The 17,206-nt window shown below is 70.7% G+C and carries 14 protein-coding genes; 11 read left to right on the forward strand and 3 right to left on the reverse strand.

Annotated elements, in window-relative coordinates:
- Positions 1–26 precede the first annotated feature (26 nt).
- Together DFP74_RS15140 and DFP74_RS15145 are read left to right on the forward strand one after the other, a co-directional pair.
- Positions 27–2,654, forward strand: a complete 2,628-nt coding sequence (locus tag DFP74_RS15140) for an L-aspartate oxidase (protein WP_121182290.1) — start codon at positions 27–29, stop codon at positions 2,652–2,654.
- A gap of 99 nt (positions 2,655–2,753) precedes the next feature.
- Positions 2,754–3,536, forward strand: a complete 783-nt coding sequence (locus DFP74_RS15145) for a type III pantothenate kinase (RefSeq protein WP_121182291.1) — start codon at positions 2,754–2,756, stop codon at positions 3,534–3,536.
- 81 nt (positions 3,537–3,617) lie between these two features.
- On the opposite strand, the gene DFP74_RS15150 is transcribed toward DFP74_RS15145, so the two are convergent.
- Complete coding sequence (locus DFP74_RS15150) at positions 3,618–4,568, reverse strand: cation diffusion facilitator family transporter (RefSeq protein WP_121182292.1); 951 nt, start codon at positions 4,566–4,568, stop codon at positions 3,618–3,620.
- Positions 4,569–4,814: 246 nt separating this feature from the next.
- On the opposite strand from DFP74_RS15150, the gene lysX reads away from it, so the two are divergent.
- The 7 genes from lysX (at position 4,815) to DFP74_RS33890 (ending at position 13,268) form a co-directional block, all read left to right on the forward strand.
- On the forward strand, positions 4,815–6,317 hold the full coding sequence (gene lysX, locus DFP74_RS15155) for a bifunctional lysylphosphatidylglycerol synthetase/lysine--tRNA ligase LysX (RefSeq protein ID WP_121182293.1): 1,503 nt from the start codon (positions 4,815–4,817) through the stop codon (positions 6,315–6,317).
- Between the two features lie 653 nt (positions 6,318–6,970).
- A complete protein-coding gene (locus tag DFP74_RS15160) occupies positions 6,971–7,270 on the forward strand; it encodes a LuxR family transcriptional regulator (RefSeq protein ID WP_121182294.1) in 300 nt (99 codons plus the stop codon).
- A 129-nt stretch (positions 7,271–7,399) separates the two neighbouring features.
- Entirely contained in the window at positions 7,400–7,939 is a 540-nt protein-coding gene (locus DFP74_RS15165) for an amino-acid N-acetyltransferase (RefSeq protein ID WP_121182295.1), read from the forward strand.
- Positions 7,940–8,260: 321 nt separating this feature from the next.
- Entirely contained in the window at positions 8,261–8,530 is a 270-nt protein-coding gene (locus DFP74_RS15170; RefSeq protein ID WP_121182296.1) for a hypothetical protein, read from the forward strand.
- Between the two features lie 223 nt (positions 8,531–8,753).
- The gene (locus DFP74_RS15175; protein WP_053616982.1) at positions 8,754–9,092 is read left to right on the forward strand and encodes an Lsr2 family protein; all 339 of its coding nucleotides are present in this window, start codon (positions 8,754–8,756) and stop codon (positions 9,090–9,092) included.
- Positions 9,093–9,731: 639 nt separating this feature from the next.
- Positions 9,732–12,242: an ATP-dependent Clp protease ATP-binding subunit gene (locus DFP74_RS15180; protein ID WP_121182297.1), complete on the forward strand. Its 2,511-nt coding sequence runs from the start codon at positions 9,732–9,734 to the stop codon at positions 12,240–12,242.
- Between the two features lie 126 nt (positions 12,243–12,368).
- Complete coding sequence (locus DFP74_RS33890) at positions 12,369–13,268, forward strand: DUF3105 domain-containing protein (protein ID WP_199725663.1); 900 nt, start codon at positions 12,369–12,371, stop codon at positions 13,266–13,268.
- A 14-nt stretch (positions 13,269–13,282) separates the two neighbouring features.
- Here DFP74_RS33890 and DFP74_RS15190 read toward each other — a convergent pair whose 3' ends face one another.
- Positions 13,283–14,164, reverse strand: coding sequence for an A/G-specific adenine glycosylase (locus DFP74_RS15190; RefSeq protein ID WP_121182298.1), 882 nt, complete (start codon positions 14,162–14,164; stop codon positions 13,283–13,285).
- A 143-nt stretch (positions 14,165–14,307) separates the two neighbouring features.
- On the opposite strand from DFP74_RS15190, the gene DFP74_RS15195 reads away from it, so the two are divergent.
- Together DFP74_RS15195 and DFP74_RS15200 are read left to right on the forward strand one after the other, a co-directional pair.
- Positions 14,308–15,015, forward strand: coding sequence for a hypothetical protein (locus DFP74_RS15195; protein WP_199725903.1), 708 nt, complete (start codon positions 14,308–14,310; stop codon positions 15,013–15,015).
- Positions 15,016–15,263: 248 nt separating this feature from the next.
- Positions 15,264–15,635 (forward strand): SSI family serine proteinase inhibitor, encoded by a 372-nt coding sequence (locus tag DFP74_RS15200; RefSeq protein WP_121182300.1) that lies wholly within the window; start codon positions 15,264–15,266, stop codon positions 15,633–15,635.
- Between the two features lie 51 nt (positions 15,636–15,686).
- On the opposite strand, the gene radA is transcribed toward DFP74_RS15200, so the two are convergent.
- Positions 15,687–17,057 carry a DNA repair protein RadA gene (radA, locus tag DFP74_RS15205; RefSeq protein ID WP_121188276.1) on the reverse strand — a complete coding sequence of 457 codons (1,371 nt, stop codon included), beginning with the start codon at positions 17,055–17,057 and terminating at the stop codon, positions 15,687–15,689.
- Between the last annotated feature and the right edge of the window lie 149 nt (positions 17,058–17,206).

Here is a 17,206-nt window from a genome sequence, read left to right on the forward strand (position 1 = left end):
ACGGCACTTCCCGAGAGAGACCCCAGATGAGTTCACTCACCCAGACGCGGCTCCAGGCACCGGAGGCCTCATGGTCGGTCGCCGCCGAGGTCGCGGTCGTCGGCTCCGGCATCGCCGGCCTGAGCACGGCCCTGCGCTACGTCCAGCGCACCGAGCACGGCCGGGTCGTGCTCGTCACCAAGGACCGCCTGTCCACCGGGTCCACCAGCTTCGCCCAGGGCGGGATCGCCGCCGCCATGGACCCCGAGGACGGCCCCGTCGCCCACATGGTCGACACCCACCTGGCCGGGGCGGGCCTGTCCGACCCCTACACCGTCCATGTCCTGGCCACCGAGGGGCCCCGGGCCCTGCGGTGGCTCATCGGGCTCGGCGCCGAGTTCGACCGCGGTGACGACGGCTCGCTCGCACTGACCCGGGAGGGCGGCCACCGCGCCGACCGGGTCGCCCACGCGGGCGGCGACGCCACCGGCGCGGAGATCCAGCGCGCCCTCGTGGCCGCCGTCCTGGCCGAGGAGCGCATCGAGGTCATCGAGCACGCCCTGGCCCTCGACGCCCTGCACGACCCCGTCACCGGGGCGGTCCGCGGCGTCACCCTGCACGTGATGGGGGAGGGCGCCCGCGACGGCGTGGGCGCGGTCCTGGCCCCCGCGGTGGTCCTGGCCACCGGCGGCATGGGCCAGGTGTTCGCGGCGACCACCAACCCGACGGTCTCCACCGGCGACGGCCTGGCCCTGGCGGCGCGCGCCGGAGCACGCCTGCGCGACCTGGAGTTCATCCAGTTCCACCCCACCGTCCTCTGGCTCGGCCCGGAGTCCCGGGGACGGCAGCCGCTCATCTCCGAGGCGCTGCGCGGCGAGGGCGCCTACGTGGTGGACGGGCGGGGTCGCCGCATCATGGAGGGCGTGCACGAGCTCGGCGACCTCGCGCCCCGCGACGTCGTGGCCCGCACGATCGCCCGCACCATGGCCGAGCAGGACACCGACCACGTCTACCTGGAGACCCGCCACTTCGGCGAGGCCACCTGGCGGCGGCGCTTCCCCACGATCCTGGCCTCGTGCCGGAGCCACGGCGTGGATCCGCTCTCGCAGCCCATCCCCGTGGCGCCGGCCGCCCACTACGCCTCCGGCGGCGCCGAGGTGGACATCGACGGCCGCACCAGCGTCCCCGGCCTGTGGGCGGTGGGCGAGGTCGCCCGGACCGGCGTGCACGGCGCCAACCGCCTGGCCTCCAACTCCCTCCTGGAGGGACTGGTCTACGCCGACCGGATCGCCGCCCGCTTGGCGGAGGCGCCCGAGCCGGCGCCGAGCGCGGCGGTGACCGTCGGCGCGTCCGTGCCGCTGGTCGACGCCGCCTCCTCCGGCCGCGTCCGCACCCTGATGTCGCGCCACGCCGGCGTGCTGCGGACCGGTGAGGGCCTGGCCGCGCTGGCCGAGGAACTGGACGCCGTCGCCGCGGCCGGCTCCGCCGACGGGGGCGCCGCGGTCGCGCCCGGCACCGACGCCTGGGAGGCGACCAACCTCCTCACCGTGGCCCGCCTGGTGGCCGCCGCCGCCCGCCACAGAACCGAGAGCAGAGGCTCCCACCAGCGGGCCGACCACCCCGAGCCGCGTCCCGAGCTCCGGATCCGCCCCGCCGTCGTCCGACTGGAAGGCAACACCCCCGTGACCACCGACGAGGACTGGACACCGTCCCTGCCGCCGGAGCTCGTGGCCGAGCTCGACGCGATCACCTTCCCCCTGGCCGACTGGCGGGGCCGGGGGAGCGCCGCCGTCCCGGGCGACGAGCCCCGCGCCGAGTTCACGCTGCCCTACACCTCGCCCCACCAGTCGCACGTGGACGTGGTGCGCCGCGCCCTGGCCGAGGACCTCACCGCCGGTCCGCGCATCGACGTCACCACGGTGGCCACCACGCCCGCGGACCAGGTGCGCACCGCGCACGTGGTGGCCCGCGCCGACGGCACGGTGAGCGGTCTCCCCCTCGCCGAGCTCACGTTCTGGCTCGTCGCCGACGGCGCCCTGGAGGTGCACCGCCCGGTCGCCGACGGCGACGCGGTCAAGCGCGGCGACGTGCTCATGACCGTCACCGCCCGCACGCGCGACCTGCTGACCGCCGAGCGCACCGCCCTCAACCTGCTCACCCACATGTCCGGCATCGCCACGGCCACGCGGACCTGGGTCGACGCGGTCGCCGGCACGGGCGCCGCGGTCCGCGACAGCCGCAAGACCCGGCCCGGCCTGCGCGCACTGGACAAGTACGCCGTCCGCTGCGGCGGCGGCGTCAACCACCGCTACGGCCTCAGCGACGCGGGGCTCGTCAAGGACAACCACGTCGTGGCCGCGGGCGGGGTCGGGGCGGCGGTGCGCGCCATCCGCGAGCGCTTCCCCGACCTGCCCCTGGAGGTCGAGGTCGACCGGCTGGACCAGATCGAGGACGCGCTGGCCGCCGGGGCCGAGGAGATCCTGCTGGACAACTTCACCGTCGACCGACTCACCGCCGCCGTGGAGCTGGTCGCCGGGCGGGCCCGGCTGGAGTCCTCGGGCGGACTGACCCTGGACGTGGCCGCCGACGTGGCCCGGACCGGTGTCGACTACCTGGCCGTCGGCGCACTCACACATTCCAGTCCGGCACTGGATATCGCCCTCGACCTGTTGTGAAGCGCCCGATTGGTGGAGGATTCCCTGAGAATTTCCCGCCGAATCGGGAACACGGCACTGCGACGACCACGTCGACGAACCACGGATGAGGCTCCCAGGATGCTGCTCGCGATCGATGTCGGTAACTCCGAGACGGTCTTCGGCCTGTTCGAGGCCGAGGAGCTACTCGAACACTGGAGGGTGGGCACCGACACCAGACGTACCGCCGACGAGTGGTCCGTGGTCCTGCGCGGGCTCCTCGACGGGCGCACGACGGGCGGCACGGAGGACATCGACGGCATCGCCATGTGCTGCTCGGTGCCCTCGGTCCAGCACGAGATGCGGGACATGTTCCGCCGCCACTTCGGCGACGTGCAGGCCGTGATCGTGGAGCCCGGGGTCAAGACCGGGGTGCCGATCCGGATGGACAACCCCAAGGAGGTCGGCAGCGACCGGATCATCAACGCGCTGGCCGCCAACAACATCTACGGCGGTCCGGCGGTGGTGGTGGACTTCGGCACCGCGACGACCTTCGACGCGGTCAGCGTCAAGGGGGAGTACGTCGGCGGCGCGATCGCGCCGGGCATCGACATCTCCGTGGACGCGCTGTCCCGGCGGGGCGCCCAGCTGCACATGGTGGAGATCGTCCGGCCGCGGTCGGCGATCGCCAAGAACACCACCGAGGCCCTGCGCTCGGGCATCGTGTTCGGGTTCGCGGGCCAGGTGGACGGGATCGTGGACCGGATGGTCGCGGAGCTGACCACGGTTCCGGACGACGTCACGGTCGTGGCCACGGGCGGTCTGGCGTCCACGGTGATCGGCGAGTGCGAGACCGTGGACGTCCACGAGCCGTGGCTGACCCTCATCGGCCTGCGCCTGGTCTTCGAGCGCAACGCCGGCTGACCGGCGACGGGGGTGCCGGACCACCCGGCGCCGGAACGGGAACGGGGCCCGCGCACGCGTGCGGGCCCCGACGTGCGATCCCTAGGCGGGGCCGGCCGTGGCGGACGGCTCGGAGCGCTCCTCCCGCAGCAGGTCGGGTTCGAGGTAGATCATCCGGGCGATGGGCACGGCGGCCCGGATGCGGTCCTCGGCCGTGTCGATCGCGCGGGCGATGCGCGGCGCGTCGTCCTCGGCGTCGATCGCGATCTTGGCCGCGACCAGCAGCTCCTCCGGGCCGATGTGCAGCGTGCGCATGTGGATGATGCCGTTGATGTCGTCCACCCCGATGATCGCGGCCTCGATCTGGCGCACGTGCTCGCGGGTGGCGGACTCACCGATGAGCAGGCTCTTCATCTCCACGGCGAGCACGATCGCGATCACCACGAGCAGGACGCCGATGGCCGCGGTGCCCAGGCCGTCCCAGACGCCGTTGCCGGTGATGAGGGTGAGGCTGACGCCGAACAGGGCGAAGACGAGACCGATGAGCGCGCCGGCGTCCTCCAGCAGGATGACCGGCAGCTCCGGGGACTTCGAGCGGCGGATGAAGTCGACCCACGACGCGTTGCCGCGGACCGCGTTGGACTCCTTGATGGCGGTGCGCATGGCGAAGGACTCCAGGCCGATCGCCACGACGAGCACGACGATCGGGACCCACTGCCACTCCGTGATCGGGTGCGGGTCGGAGAGCTTGTGCCAGGCCTCGTACAGGGCGAACAGGCCGCCGAGGCTGAACAGCACGATGGAGACCAGGAAGGCGTAGATGTAGCGCTCGCGGCCGTAGCCGAACGGGTGCTCGGGAGTGGCGTCGCGCCGGGCCCGCTTCCCCCCGAGCAGCAGCAGCCCCTGGTTGCCGGAGTCGGCGACCGAGTGGATGCCCTCGGCGAGCATCGCGGAGGATCCGGTCAGTCCGAAGGCGACGAACTTGGTGACGGCGATCCCCATGTTCGCCCCCAGGGCCATGACGACGGCCCTCGTACTTCCCTCAACGCTCACGGGTGTGTCCTGACTTTCGGTGGTGGCGGGTCTGCGGACGTCGGTCGGTCATCTTCAGGGCCCCGCGCCGCCCACGGGGTGTCCCAGGGCGGTGGAGGGGCGGGCGGGTACCGCGCCGGCGGGTCACGGGTAGGGAGACGCGCCGGGAGACCGTGCGGTTCCGTTCGAGGCGGGCAGGCCCGGACCGGCGGTCCGGACGGGGAAGAGCGTACGGGAAGGCACGGTGGCGCGGGTAGGATCGTGCGCGTGAACGACACGCACGACGACACCTACGACGACCTGCCCGAACAGATGCGGGTCCGGCGCCAGAAGCTGGACCGGCTACGGGAGGAGGGTATCGACCCCTTCCCCGTGACCTTCCCGCGGACCACGTCGATCGGTGCCGTGCGAGACAAACACGAGGGCCTGGAACCGGACACCCGCACGGGTGTGGAGGTCTCCGTGGCCGGCCGCGTCATGCTCTACCGCACCGGCGGCAAGCTCTGCTTCGCGACGCTGCGCGACGAGACCGGCGACCTCCAGGTCATGCTGTCCCTGGACCGCGTGGGCCAGGAGCGCCTGGACGCGTGGAAGGCCGACATCGACCTCGGCGACCACGTCGGCGTCGAGGGCGAGGTCATCACCTCGCGGCGCGGTGAGCTGTCCATCATGGTCACCTCCTGGACGCTGACGGCCAAGTGCCTGCGGCCCCTCCCGGAGAAGCACAAGGGCCTCACCGACCCCGAGGCCCGGGTCCGGCAGCGCTACGTGGACCTGATCGTCAACCCGGAGTCCCAGCAGATGGTCCGCCGCCGCTCGGCCGCCATCCGCGCGCTCCGGGACGGCCTCGGCTCGCGCGACTACATCGAGGTCGAGACCCCGATGCTGATGCGCGTGCACGGCGGCGCCACGGCGCGGCCGTTCGTCACCCGCATCAACGCCTACGACATGGACCTGTACCTGCGCATCGCCCCCGAACTGTCGCTCAAGCGGCTGGTGGTGGGCGGTCTGGAGAAGGTCTTCGAGATCAACCGGAACTTCCGCAACGAGGGCGCGGACTCCACGCACAACCCCGAGTTCACGATGCTGGAGTTCTACGAGGCCTACGCCGACTACAACGTCATGGCGGACGTGACCCGCGAGCTCGTCCAGGACGCCGCGCGGGCGGTCTTCGGCTCCACCGTCGTGGAGCGCGACGGCCAGACGTTCGACCTGGGCGGGGAGTGGCCGCGGGTCACCCTCTACGGCGTCGTCTCCGAGGCGCTCGGCGCGGAGGTCACGCCGCGCACCCCGATCGAGGAGGTGCGCCGGCTGGCCGAGGCCAAGGAGGTGGAGTTCGACCACGCCTGGGGCCAGGGCAAGCTGGTCGAGCACGTCTTCGAGGAGCTGGTCGAGCACACGCTCGTGCAGCCCACGTTCGTGTGCGACTTCCCCGTGGAGACGAGCCCGCTGACGCGCCAGCACCGCGAGGACCCGCTGCTGACCGAGAAGTGGGACCTCATCGGCTTCGGCATGGAGCTGGGTACGGGCTACTCCGAGCTGGTCGACCCGGTCGAGCAGCGACGGCGCCTGACCGAGCAGTCGCTGATGGCGGCCGAGGGCGACCCCGAGGCCATGCAGCTGGACGAGGACTTCCTACGGGCCCTGGAGTACGGGATGCCGCCGAGCGGCGGAGTCGGGCTCGGCATCGACCGCCTGCTGATGGCCTTCACGGGCAAGAACATTCGGGAAACTGTCCTTTTCCCGATCGTGAAGCCCTCGGGGGACTAGGCTCGCCGGCCTGACCGTGCCGTGAAGAATCGGTGGTCCGTATTCACCGAAACCGGTTGTCCGATAGAGGGGGCGGGGCCGCCGCGCGAAAGCGCGGCGGCCCCGTCTTGTGCCGGTGATGACGCTGGTCATCCGTGATATGCCTCACTGATCGGGCGTAGTGGGCGTTCCCGGGGGAGCGGAGCGACTTTTTACATTGGGAAGTCCACTACAGAGCCGAGTTCGGCCATGAAGATTGTTTACGCAGGTCAGCCCAGCTCCCCGTTTTCCCTTCTCGTGACCCTGTCACCCAGCGGTTTTACCGGACTACGCGTGGTGATTTATCGGGTCTTGACGGTATGTTCTCGGCCGCCTAGCGTGCTGAGGGCGGACCTTGGTCCGCGAGTCTGCCGAAGTGGATCGAGAACGTCGTTGAGCGTGGAGGGACCATCGTCCCCCCGCGTGCGTGCGTGTCCCCTCGACTGGTCTGTCCGTCCCAGACCCTGACGAAGTGATCGCACGCGACCCGTGTGTCCGTCGCACCCTCCTGTGCCAGAGGAGGGTGATCCGACGCGACCCTCGGGGCTCCGGCCCGGAGCGGTGTCTCCGGGGACGTCTCGGCCGCGAGGTGACGAGTTTGATGTTCCGCACTCACATGGATGAGGGAGGACGGAGTGGAACAGGCCACACTCGTACGTCGTACCGTCGAGGACCACCGGGAGAGCGTGGTCCCCCTGCAGGCCAGGTCTCGCGAGACCTCGCTCTCCGGCACGTACGCGCCGGTCGAGCTGGGTCACGAGGACCTGGAGTTGCTCGCCGAGATCGCCACCGGTGTCACCACCGAGGTGGCGGCACGGCATCTCGAGCTCAGCGCGCGGACACTGCGCCGCCGCATTCGCAACATCTGCGACATGCTCGGAGTCAACACACCCATCGAAGCGGTCGTCTGGGCCGCTCGGCGCCAGCTGATCTGACGCCGGCCCGGTGACCACCGGGCGACACCGCGGGCATACCGGCCCTGGCCGTACGCGCGCGCCGCGCCCACCGGAGGAAGAGCGTTCCGGTAGGTGTTGGCGAGCGCGTGGGCATAGTCTGGTCCGGTTATGCCCGTTCGTCATGTTCGGGTGCGTCGCGCGCGTACGAGCGACGTCGCCCACATCCGCCGCCTCGTCGACACCTATACGGTCGACCGCCGTGTCCTTTCCAAGAGCACGGTCAACCTCTATGAGGACATCCAGGAGTTCTGGGTGGCGGAGGCGCAGGGCGAGGAATCCGAGCGACGTGTGGTGGGCTGCGGAGCCCTGCACGTGCTCTGGGAGGACCTCGCCGAGGTGCGCACCGTGGCCGTGGACCCCTCCCTGCGCGGCTTCGGGGTCGGCCACCGTATCGTCGCCGCACTGCTCGACACCGCCCGCGTACTCGGTGTGAGCCGTGTGTTCTGTCTGACATTCGAGACTGGATTCTTCGCCAAACACGGCTTTGCGCCGATCCAGGGCACACCCGTCTCACCCCGTGTCTACGAGGAACTCCTGCGTTCCTATGACGAGGGCGTGGCGGAATTCCTGGACCTGGAGCGGGTTAAGCCCAACACGCTCGGGAACACGAGGATGCTCGTGTACCTGGACGGGAGCCCGGGCTCGTAAAGGATTTCAGCCGCGCGGCCGGACCTTACACACGCGATCCGGTCGGTGACGGCGCTTATCCACACCGGGTGGTATGGGCGCGGAAGACGGCGGGTAATGTGTACCTGCGTCCGCCGGAGGCTCTCCACACGCGTGGTGGGCCCCGTACACGATTGGCGGGCATCCTGCGGTACCGCGTCCCGTGTCAAACCGGGGGCGCGCGATGTCTATGATGTCGGGTATGCGATTGCCAGGGTGGCCGGCACACCATCCCCCGGGGCGCCCCGACCCTCTGTCGGGTATTTGCTGCGATAAGTAACAACCAGGAAGGGTGGAGCCTCGATGGGTGACTTTTTGGCATCGATGCTTCCCCCCGGACTGATCGACGTATTGTCGGCGCTCATCCCTCCCGTGGTCGTCGCTACCGTGTTCTGTGCCATCATCCTCAAGATCCTGCGCCGCGAGATGGCGCCGAGGCGGATGGACGGAACCCTGGTCAGCGAGGACACGGTCGAGAGCGACGACAGCGCGACCGAGGTCGAGCGGACCGAGGCGACGAACGAGACGCCGATTGCCCGGGCAGGGGAACGCACCGAATCCGACGGCCGTTGATAGCGCCGTCCCCGTGACTTGAGCCCCCGCGGAGCCGTGAGCGGGGGCTCCGCGCGCGATCGGGCCGCTCCGCGCCCCCGCGCGGTCTCGACGACCCCGAAACCGGGAGTCCGGGAGCCGGGGCCGGATGATTTCTGGCACGCCGGGAATTGTCTTCCGCGTTCGTGCGAGATAGCTTTATATTCAGGTGTGGAGACACCGCTCTTCTGAAAGGTAAGATTCCATGGCACAGAAGGTCCAGGTTTTCCTGGTCGACGACCTCGACGGCGGCGAGGCCGAGGAGACGGTGACGTTCGGTCTGGACGGCTCCGTGTACGAAATCGACCTGAGCGCGGGTAATGCTGCCAAGCTCCGCGAGGCCCTTACTCCGTTCGTCGAGGCGGCCCGCAAGGCTCCCGCCAAGGCCTCCCGTGGCACCGCCCGCCGCGGCAGCCGGAATGCGCCCAGCCGTGAGCGCAGCGCGGAGATTCGTGCGTGGGCCAAGGCCGCCGGCAAGCCGGTCAATGAGCGTGGCCGTATCCCCGCGGCGATCGTCGCCGAATATGAGGCCGTCAAGGGTTAGGTTTGACCCGACCCCTGGGCGCCGAAATGTTGTCAGGTCTTGATCGAATATCGACCTTGGCTCCCGGGGTCTGCTTCGACCCGAACCATCCCGGGCCCGCACGGCGGGCCCAGTGACACGGGATGAAGGGGATACCTCGGACCCCGGACGGCACGGGCCGGGCATCCGACCCCGGCGCGGCACCGAAGCGCCCTGCCGGGGCCGGATGCTCGGCAACGCGGCATTCCCGGCTTTCCTCGTTCTGGAGGCGCCGGAAGAACGACGGTGACGTCCCGCGCTCGCGGGAACGCCCTCCGGTGGGCATGTTCGCTCAGAGCCGATAATGGGGCTTACGCACGTGCGGCCCGGGAACTCCGTGATGGATGGGAGTCCCCGGGCCGTTCGCCTTCGGCGTACAGGGAAATCTGACGCGGCAATAGGTAGTTGGATGTTGGGTGAACGCCCTATCGTCGGGGAAAGTCTCTGGCACGGACGGCCGTGAGGTCGGCCAGGCCGGAGGCGCGTCCGGTCGGCAGCCTGTCGACCGGCGGGTGCGTCAGTGCTCCCCGGGGGCTGACATCCCTGTGGGGCCGATATGCGGAAGAGTTGGGTCGGCGAGAACCGTCCCTGCCTGACCGCTCTGTAGAGGAGCGACGAGACATGTTCGAGAGGTTTACCGACCGCGCGCGGCGAGTGGTGGTTCTGGCCCAGGAAGAGGCCAGGATGCTCAACCACAACTACATCGGTACGGAGCACATCCTGCTCGGCCTCATCCACGAGGGTGAGGGCGTCGCCGCCAAGGCCCTCGAGAGCCTTGGCATCAGCCTCGAAGCGGTTCGGCAGCAGGTTGAGGAGATCATCGGCCAGGGCCAGCAGGCGCCGTCCGGGCACATCCCGTTCACTCCGCGTGCCAAGAAGGTCCTGGAGCTGTCGCTGCGCGAGGCACTGCAGCTCGGCCACAACTACATCGGGACCGAGCACATCCTGCTCGGCCTCATCCGCGAGGGCGAGGGCGTGGCCGCCCAGGTCCTCGTGAAGCTCGGCGCCGACCTGAACCGGGTCCGCCAGCAGGTCATCCAGTTGCTCCATGGCTACCAGGGCAAGGAGCCGCAGGCGACCGGCGCCTCCTCGGAGTCCACTCCGTCGACGTCGCTGGTGCTGGACCAGTTCGGCCGCAACCTGACCCAGGCCGCCCGGGAGAGCAAGCTCGACCCGGTCATCGGCCGGGACAAGGAAATCGAGCGCGTCATGCAGGTGCTCTCGCGGCGGACCAAGAACAACCCGGTCCTCATCGGTGAGCCCGGCGTCGGCAAGACCGCGGTCGTCGAGGGCCTGGCCCAGAAGATCGTCAAGGGTGAGATCCCCGAGACGCTCAAGGACAAGCAGCTGTACACGCTGGACCTGGGCGCCCTGGTCGCCGGCAGCCGTTACCGCGGTGACTTCGAGGAGCGCCTCAAGAAGGTGCTCAAGGAGATCCGCACGCGCGGCGACATCATCCTGTTCATCGACGAGCTGCACACGCTGGTCGGAGCGGGCGCCGCGGAGGGCGCGATAGACGCCGCCTCGATCCTCAAGCCCATGCTGGCCCGAGGCGAGCTGCAGACCATCGGCGCGACCACGCTGGACGAGTACCGCAAGTACCTGGAGAAGGACGCCGCCCTGGAGCGGCGCTTCCAGCCGATCCAGGTGGACGAGCCGACGATCACGCACGCCATCGAGATCCTCAAGGGTCTGCGCGACCGGTACGAGGCCCACCACCGGGTCTCCATCACCGACAGCGCGCTGGTGGCCGCCGCGCAGCTGGCCGACCGCTACATCAGCGACCGGTTCCTGCCGGACAAGGCCATCGACCTGATCGACGAGGCCGGCTCGCGGATGCGCATCCGCCGGATGACCGCGCCGCCGGACCTGCGCGAGTTCGACGAGAAGATCGCGGGCGTGCGCCGCGACAAGGAGTCGGCGATCGACGCGCAGGACTTCGAGAAGGCCGCGTCGCTGCGTGACGACGAGAAGCAGCTGCTGAACAAGAAGGCGCAGCGGGAGAAGGAGTGGAAGGCCGGCGACATGGACGTCGTGGCCGAGGTGGACGAGGAGCTCATCGCCGAGGTCCTGGCCGCCTCCACCGGCATCCCGGTCTTCAAGCTCACCGAGGAGGAGAGCTCCCGGCTGCTGCGCATGGAGGACGAGCTGCACCGGCGGGTCATCGGCCAGGAGGACGCCATCAAGGCGCTCTCGCAGGCGATCCGCCGTACCCGCGCCGGTCTGAAGGACCCCAAGCGCCCGGGTGGTTCGTTCATCTTCGCCGGTCCGTCCGGTGTCGGTAAGACCGAGCTGTCCAAGACGCTGGCCGAGTTCCTGTTCGGGGACGAGGACGCGCTGATCCAGCTGGACATGTCCGAGTTCATGGAGAAGCACACCGTCTCGCGGCTGTTCGGCTCCCCGCCCGGATACGTCGGCTACGAGGAGGGCGGCCAGCTCACCGAGAAGGTGCGCCGCAAGCCGTTCTCCGTGGTCCTGTTCGACGAGATCGAAAAGGCCCACAACGACATCTTCAACTCGCTCCTGCAGGTGCTGGAGGAAGGTCGTCTCACCGATGCCCAGGGTCGCATCGTCGACTTCAAGAACACGGTCATCATCATGACGACCAACCTGGGTACGCGGGACATCTCCAAGGGCCAGGCCATGGGCTTCGCCAAGGAGGACGACGCCAACACCAACTACGAGCGGATGAAGGCGAAGGTCAGCGAGGAGCTCAAGACCAACTTCCGGCCCGAGTTCCTCAACCGTGTGGACGACATCATCGTCTTCCACCAGCTGACGGAGAAGGAGATCTTCGAGATCGTCGACCTGATGATCACGGGGCTCGACGGACGCCTCAAGGAGAAGGACATGGGGATCGAGCTGCGCCCCGCCGCCAAGAAGGTGCTGGCGGAGCGCGGGTTCGACCCGGTCCTGGGCGCGCGGCCGCTGCGTCGCACGATCCAGCGGGAGATCGAGGACCAGCTGTCGGAGAAGATCCTCTTCGGCGACATCAAGGCCGGTCAGATCATCGTGATCGACGCCGAGGGCGAGGGCACGGACGCCAAGTTCACCTTCAAGGGTGTGCCGAAGCCGGCCGAGGTCCCGGACACGCCCGCGGTCGAGGAGTCGGCCGCAGGCAAGAGCGAGTAGCCGGATCCCGATCCGGTCGTGCGGCGGGGCGTCCCTTCGGGGGCGCCCCGCCGTCGTGCGCCCGCGGCCCGGGGCCCGGCGGGAGCGTGCTCCGGCGCCGGACGCGGGATGCCCTAATCTGCGGGCATGACCTCACCTCAGGAACCCCACCCCCAGGGGCCCCAGGAGCCCGGCCCCCAGCAGCCCGGTCCCCCCAGCGGGCCACAGGGCCCCTTCCAGGGCGGCCCGGCCCCCGACGCGCCGTACGGCGACCCGCGGTACGGCGCGCAGCACGGCGGCCCGCAGCACGGCGCCCCGCAGTACGGGGGAGCACAGTACGGCGGAGCGCCCGCCGGAGGGGCCCCGCAGGGCCAGTACGGCCCCGGGGGCGGCGGACCCCACGGCGGACCGCCGCAGGGTCCCTACGGCCCCTACGCGCAGCCGCCCGCCCCGAAGAAGGGCAAGGGCGGCCTCATCGCCCTCGTCGTCGGCGGGGTGGTCCTGCTCCTGCTCCTCATGGTGGGCGGGGTCGTCGCGTTCGTCCTGACGCGCGGGGGCGGAGCCGCCCTCCCGGGCGGGGAGCTCGAGGGGGTCCGGTTCTACGGCGAGCTGTCCAAGGACCACGTCGAGCCGGGTGAGACGGTCGACTACGACGGGAACCTTCCGCCGGTGGGCGGGGACCACTACCCGACCTGGCAGGACTGCGGCGTCTACGACGCGCCGCTGCGCGCGGAGTTCGGGGTGCACTCACTGGAGCACGGCGCCGTGTGGATCGGCTACGACCCGGCGCTTCCGGAGTCCGACGTCCAGGCGCTGGCCGACCTCTACTCGCCCGGGGACTACCTGCTGATCAGCCCGATGGAGGGCGTGGAGACCCAGTTGGTCGCCTCCGCCTGGGAGGTCCAGCTCCCCCTGGACGGCGTCGACGACCCGCGGCTGCCCCGGTTCCTGGCGGAGTACACGCAGGGGGAGCGGACCCCCGAACCGGGCGCACCGTGCAGCGGCGGCTACGCCGGGAGCGCGGCCGACTTCGAGGCCGGCCAGTAGCCGTCCCCGGAGGGCTACACGTAGCCCGGGAGCGCGTAGCGGCCGTCGTCCAGGGGGTCCACCAGGCCGTCCGACACCAGGGCGTCCAGGGCCCGCTCGCGTTGGACGCCGTCGTCCCAGACGGCGTCCAACGCGTCCTTGGCGACCGGGTGGGCACTGGCGCGCAGGACGGCCAGCAGCCGGCCGCGGACCTGGCGGTCGGTGCCCTCGTAGGTCTGGCCGCGCCGGGGCGGGCCGTCGTGGGCCGGTCGGCCGGCCGCCTTCCAGGCGCACTCGTGCGCGATGGGGCAGTCCGCGCACGCGGGGGCGCGCGCGGTGCACACGAGGGCGCCCAGCTCCATCACGGCCACGCCCCAGCGGGCGGCGACCGACGCCTCGGCCGGCAGCAGGGCCTCGGCCAACGCGGTCTCGGCCTTGGTCTGGGTTTTCGGCGGGTACTGGACCCCGGTTTCGGCTCTCGCCAGGACACGGCGAACATTGGTGTCCAGAATGGCGTGCCGCTGTCCGTAGGCGAAGCTCGCCACGGCCGCGGCGGTGTACGCGCCGACCCCGGGCAGTGCGAGCAGGGCGGCGTGGTCGTCGGGGACGCGCCCGTCGTGCTGCTCGGTGATGGCCACGGCGCACGCGTGCAGGCGCAGCGCGCGGCGCGGGTAGCCGAGGCGGTTCCACATGCGCACGGCCTCACCGGAGGGCTCTTTGGCCAGGTGGGCGGGGGTGGGCCAGCGTTCCATCCAGGCACGCCAGGCGGGCAGGACCCGCACGACGGGTGTCTGCTGGAGCATGATCTCGCTGACGAGGATCGACCACGGGGAGGCCTCGGGGGCGCGCCAGGGAAGGTCGCGCGCGTGGGCCTCGTACCAGGCGAGAACGGCTGTGCTGTAAGGGTTTTCGCTCATCTTTAACGGATATCGGCGGGTTGAGTAGGTGGGGCGCGTGCAAAACCGCAATACTACGGCCCATGGCGTCAAGTACCGGACACCCAGGAGCCGTCAGCCGCGAGACCTACTGGAAGCGGCGTGCCTTCGTGCTGGTCGGGATGATGCTGGTGTTCGCGGTGATCGCGTTCGCCTGCCGTCCCACGTCCGGGGACGATGGCGAACCGAGTCGATCGGAAGCGGGCGCCGAACCTTCGGCGGAGGCCTCTCCCAGTGTCCCACCCGAAGAGTCCTCCGACGCCGAAAGTGAGGACGCTGAGGAAGACGAGGACGCAGAGGCCGAAGAGGACGCAGAGGACTCAGAGGGTTCCGAGGGCTCCGGTGACGGCGAGGGCGGCGAGGAGGAAGGCGGCTCCGGGTCGGGTTCCGGCGGAGGCTCCGGCGAGGTCGCCGCGCCCGAGCGCCCCGAGGACCCCTGCCGCCCCCAGGACGTCGTGGTGAGCTTCGCGCCGGCCTCCTCGGACAAGGAGACCTACGGCGCGGGGGAGAAGCCGGGCTTCCGCATCACCGTGGTGAACACCGCCGAGCAGACCTGCACGGTCGACGTCGGCCCCGAGGCCCTGGAACTGCGCATCCACTCCGGCGACGACCGGATCTTCTCCACCGCCGACTGCGTGGAGGGCCAGGCCGCCGAGGAGCGCCAGCTCAGCCGCGGCGTGCCGCACGAGTACACCATCACCTGGGAGCGGATGCGCTCCTTCACCGACTGCCGTGACGACAGCCGCTCGGCGGGGGTCGGCTGGTACCGGGCCAACCTGCACGGCGACTACGCCGGCGACCCGGAACAGCTGGCGTTCCAGCTCAAGGCCTGAGGCCTGCGAGCGCAGCGGCCCACGACCACGACCCCGCCCACGCGGCGGGGTCGTCGTGTGGGCGCCCGGGGTCGAGAGAACGAGTCGATCGTGCGGTCCTGGAGAACTTTTCTGGCCGAATGCCAAGGTGAATTGTCGAAATAGATGGCATATGTCTATTTCGCGACCGCTCGCCGCCTGGACAGAGAGTCACTTAGTCCTTACGCTTCGTTGAGCCCCACAGTCCGTCGACGTGCTGGAGAAGACCCGTGAGACGCGCCATCATCGCCACCACCACCGTCGTGCTCGCGCTCGGGCTCGCCGCCCCCGCGCAGGCCGACGACACCGGGGCCGCCGCCCACTACACGCTGGGGCTGGCCGTCGGAGACCAGGAGGCCCAGCGCGAGGCCACGCTCATCTGCGGGGAGACCGCCAGGGGCACGCATCCGCACGCGGAACGGGCCTGCGAGCTCATCGCCGAGGCCGGGTCCGTCGAGGCGGTCATGGTCGACCCGCACGGCGTCTGCACGCTGGAGTACCAGCCGCACCGGGTCACGGTCTCGGGCGAGGAGGAGTACACCGAGGTGTTCGGCAACAAGTGCCGGCTCACCGGCGCCAAGGGTCCGATCTTCGACTTCTGACCCCGGCGCCGCGAGGGTGGGGGCGCGGGCACGGGGGCGTCCGCGCCGCCCTCACTCCGACCTGGAGCGCTTGGACCGGCGCGCCACCCAGGTCAGCGCCTCGCTCAGCTCCTCGATCTCGTGCGTGCGGATCCCCGGGATGGGGTCCCCGAAGTGCTTGGGCACGACCGCCTCGGTGAACCCGAGCCGCTGGGCCTCGGAGACGCGGCGGCGCACCCCGCTGACCGTGCGCACGTCGCCGGCCAGGCCGACCTCGCCGATGGCGATGAACCCCCGCGGCAGGGCGACGTCGTTGTTGGAGCTGGCCGCGGCCAGGGCCAGGGCGAGGTCGACGGCGGGTTCGCCCAGCCGCACGCCGCCCACCGTGGAGGCGTAGACGTCCATGTTGGCGAGCCGCATCCCCGTCCGCTTCTCCAGCACCGCCAGGATCATGTTCACGCGCGAGGTGTCCAGGCCGGAGGTGGCCCGCCGCGGCGCGGGCAGGGGCGTGGGGGCGACCAGCGCCTGCACCTCGGTGATGAGCGGCCGGCGCCCCTCCAGGGTCACGGTGACGCAGGTGCCCGGCACGGGGTCGGTGCGCTCGGTGAGGAAGAGGCCGCTGGGGTCGGGCAGGCCGACGATGCCGGACTCGGTCAGCTCGAAACAGCCGATCTCGTCCGTGGGGCCGTAGCGGTTCTTCACCGCGCGCAGCAGGCGCAGCTGCGAGTGGCGCTCGCCCTCGAAGTGCAGGACCACGTCCACCAGGTGCTCCAGCATGCGGGGCCCGGCGATGGAGCCGTCCTTGGTGACGTGGCCGACCAGGACGGTGGCGATGTTGCGCTCCTTGGCGATCTGGATCAGCGCGCCGGCCACCTGCCGTACCTGGGTGACGCCGCCGGGCACGCCCGTGGCCTCGGGGGAGACCATGGTCTGCACCGAGTCGACGACGAGCAGCCGCGGGGCGACCTCGTCCACGTGGCTGACCAGTGAGGCGATCGAGGTCTCCGCTGCCAGGTAGAGCTTGTCCTCCAGCGCGTTCAGCCGCTCGGCGCGCAGCCGCACCTGACCGGCCGACTCCTCACCGGTCACGTACAGCACCGGCCCCTCGGCGGCCCGCTTGGCGGCGACCTCCAGCAGCAGGGTCGACTTGCCCACGCCGGGCTCTCCCGCGAGCAGGACCACGCCGCCGGGCACGGCGCCGCCGCCCAGGACCCGGTCGAGCTCGTCGACGCCCGTGGGGACCGCCTCGGCGCTCTCCACGCTGATCTCGGTGATGGGCCGCGCGCGGGAGGTGACGGGCGCGGCGGCCACCGACGCGGCGGCCGGGGCGCCGGCCTCCTCGACCGTGCCCCAGGCCTGGCACTCCCCGCAGCGCCCCACCCACTTGAGGGAGCTCCAACCGCACTCGGAGCACCGGAACGTGGACTTCGCTGCTTTGGCCATGGTCGCCACGGTATCGGCCGGTGGGGACAGGCGAGGCTGCCTCGGTGAGGGCCCGGTCGGTGACGCTCGCGGGACGGCGGGACACGTGAAAGTTACCTACGGGTTAGGGCGGCCGACTCGTAGGTCGTGTTACAGAATCACTACGGGGC

The sequence above is a fragment of the Nocardiopsis sp. Huas11 genome (assembly GCF_003634495.1).
Lineage (GTDB): Bacteria > Actinomycetota > Actinomycetes > Streptosporangiales > Streptosporangiaceae > Nocardiopsis.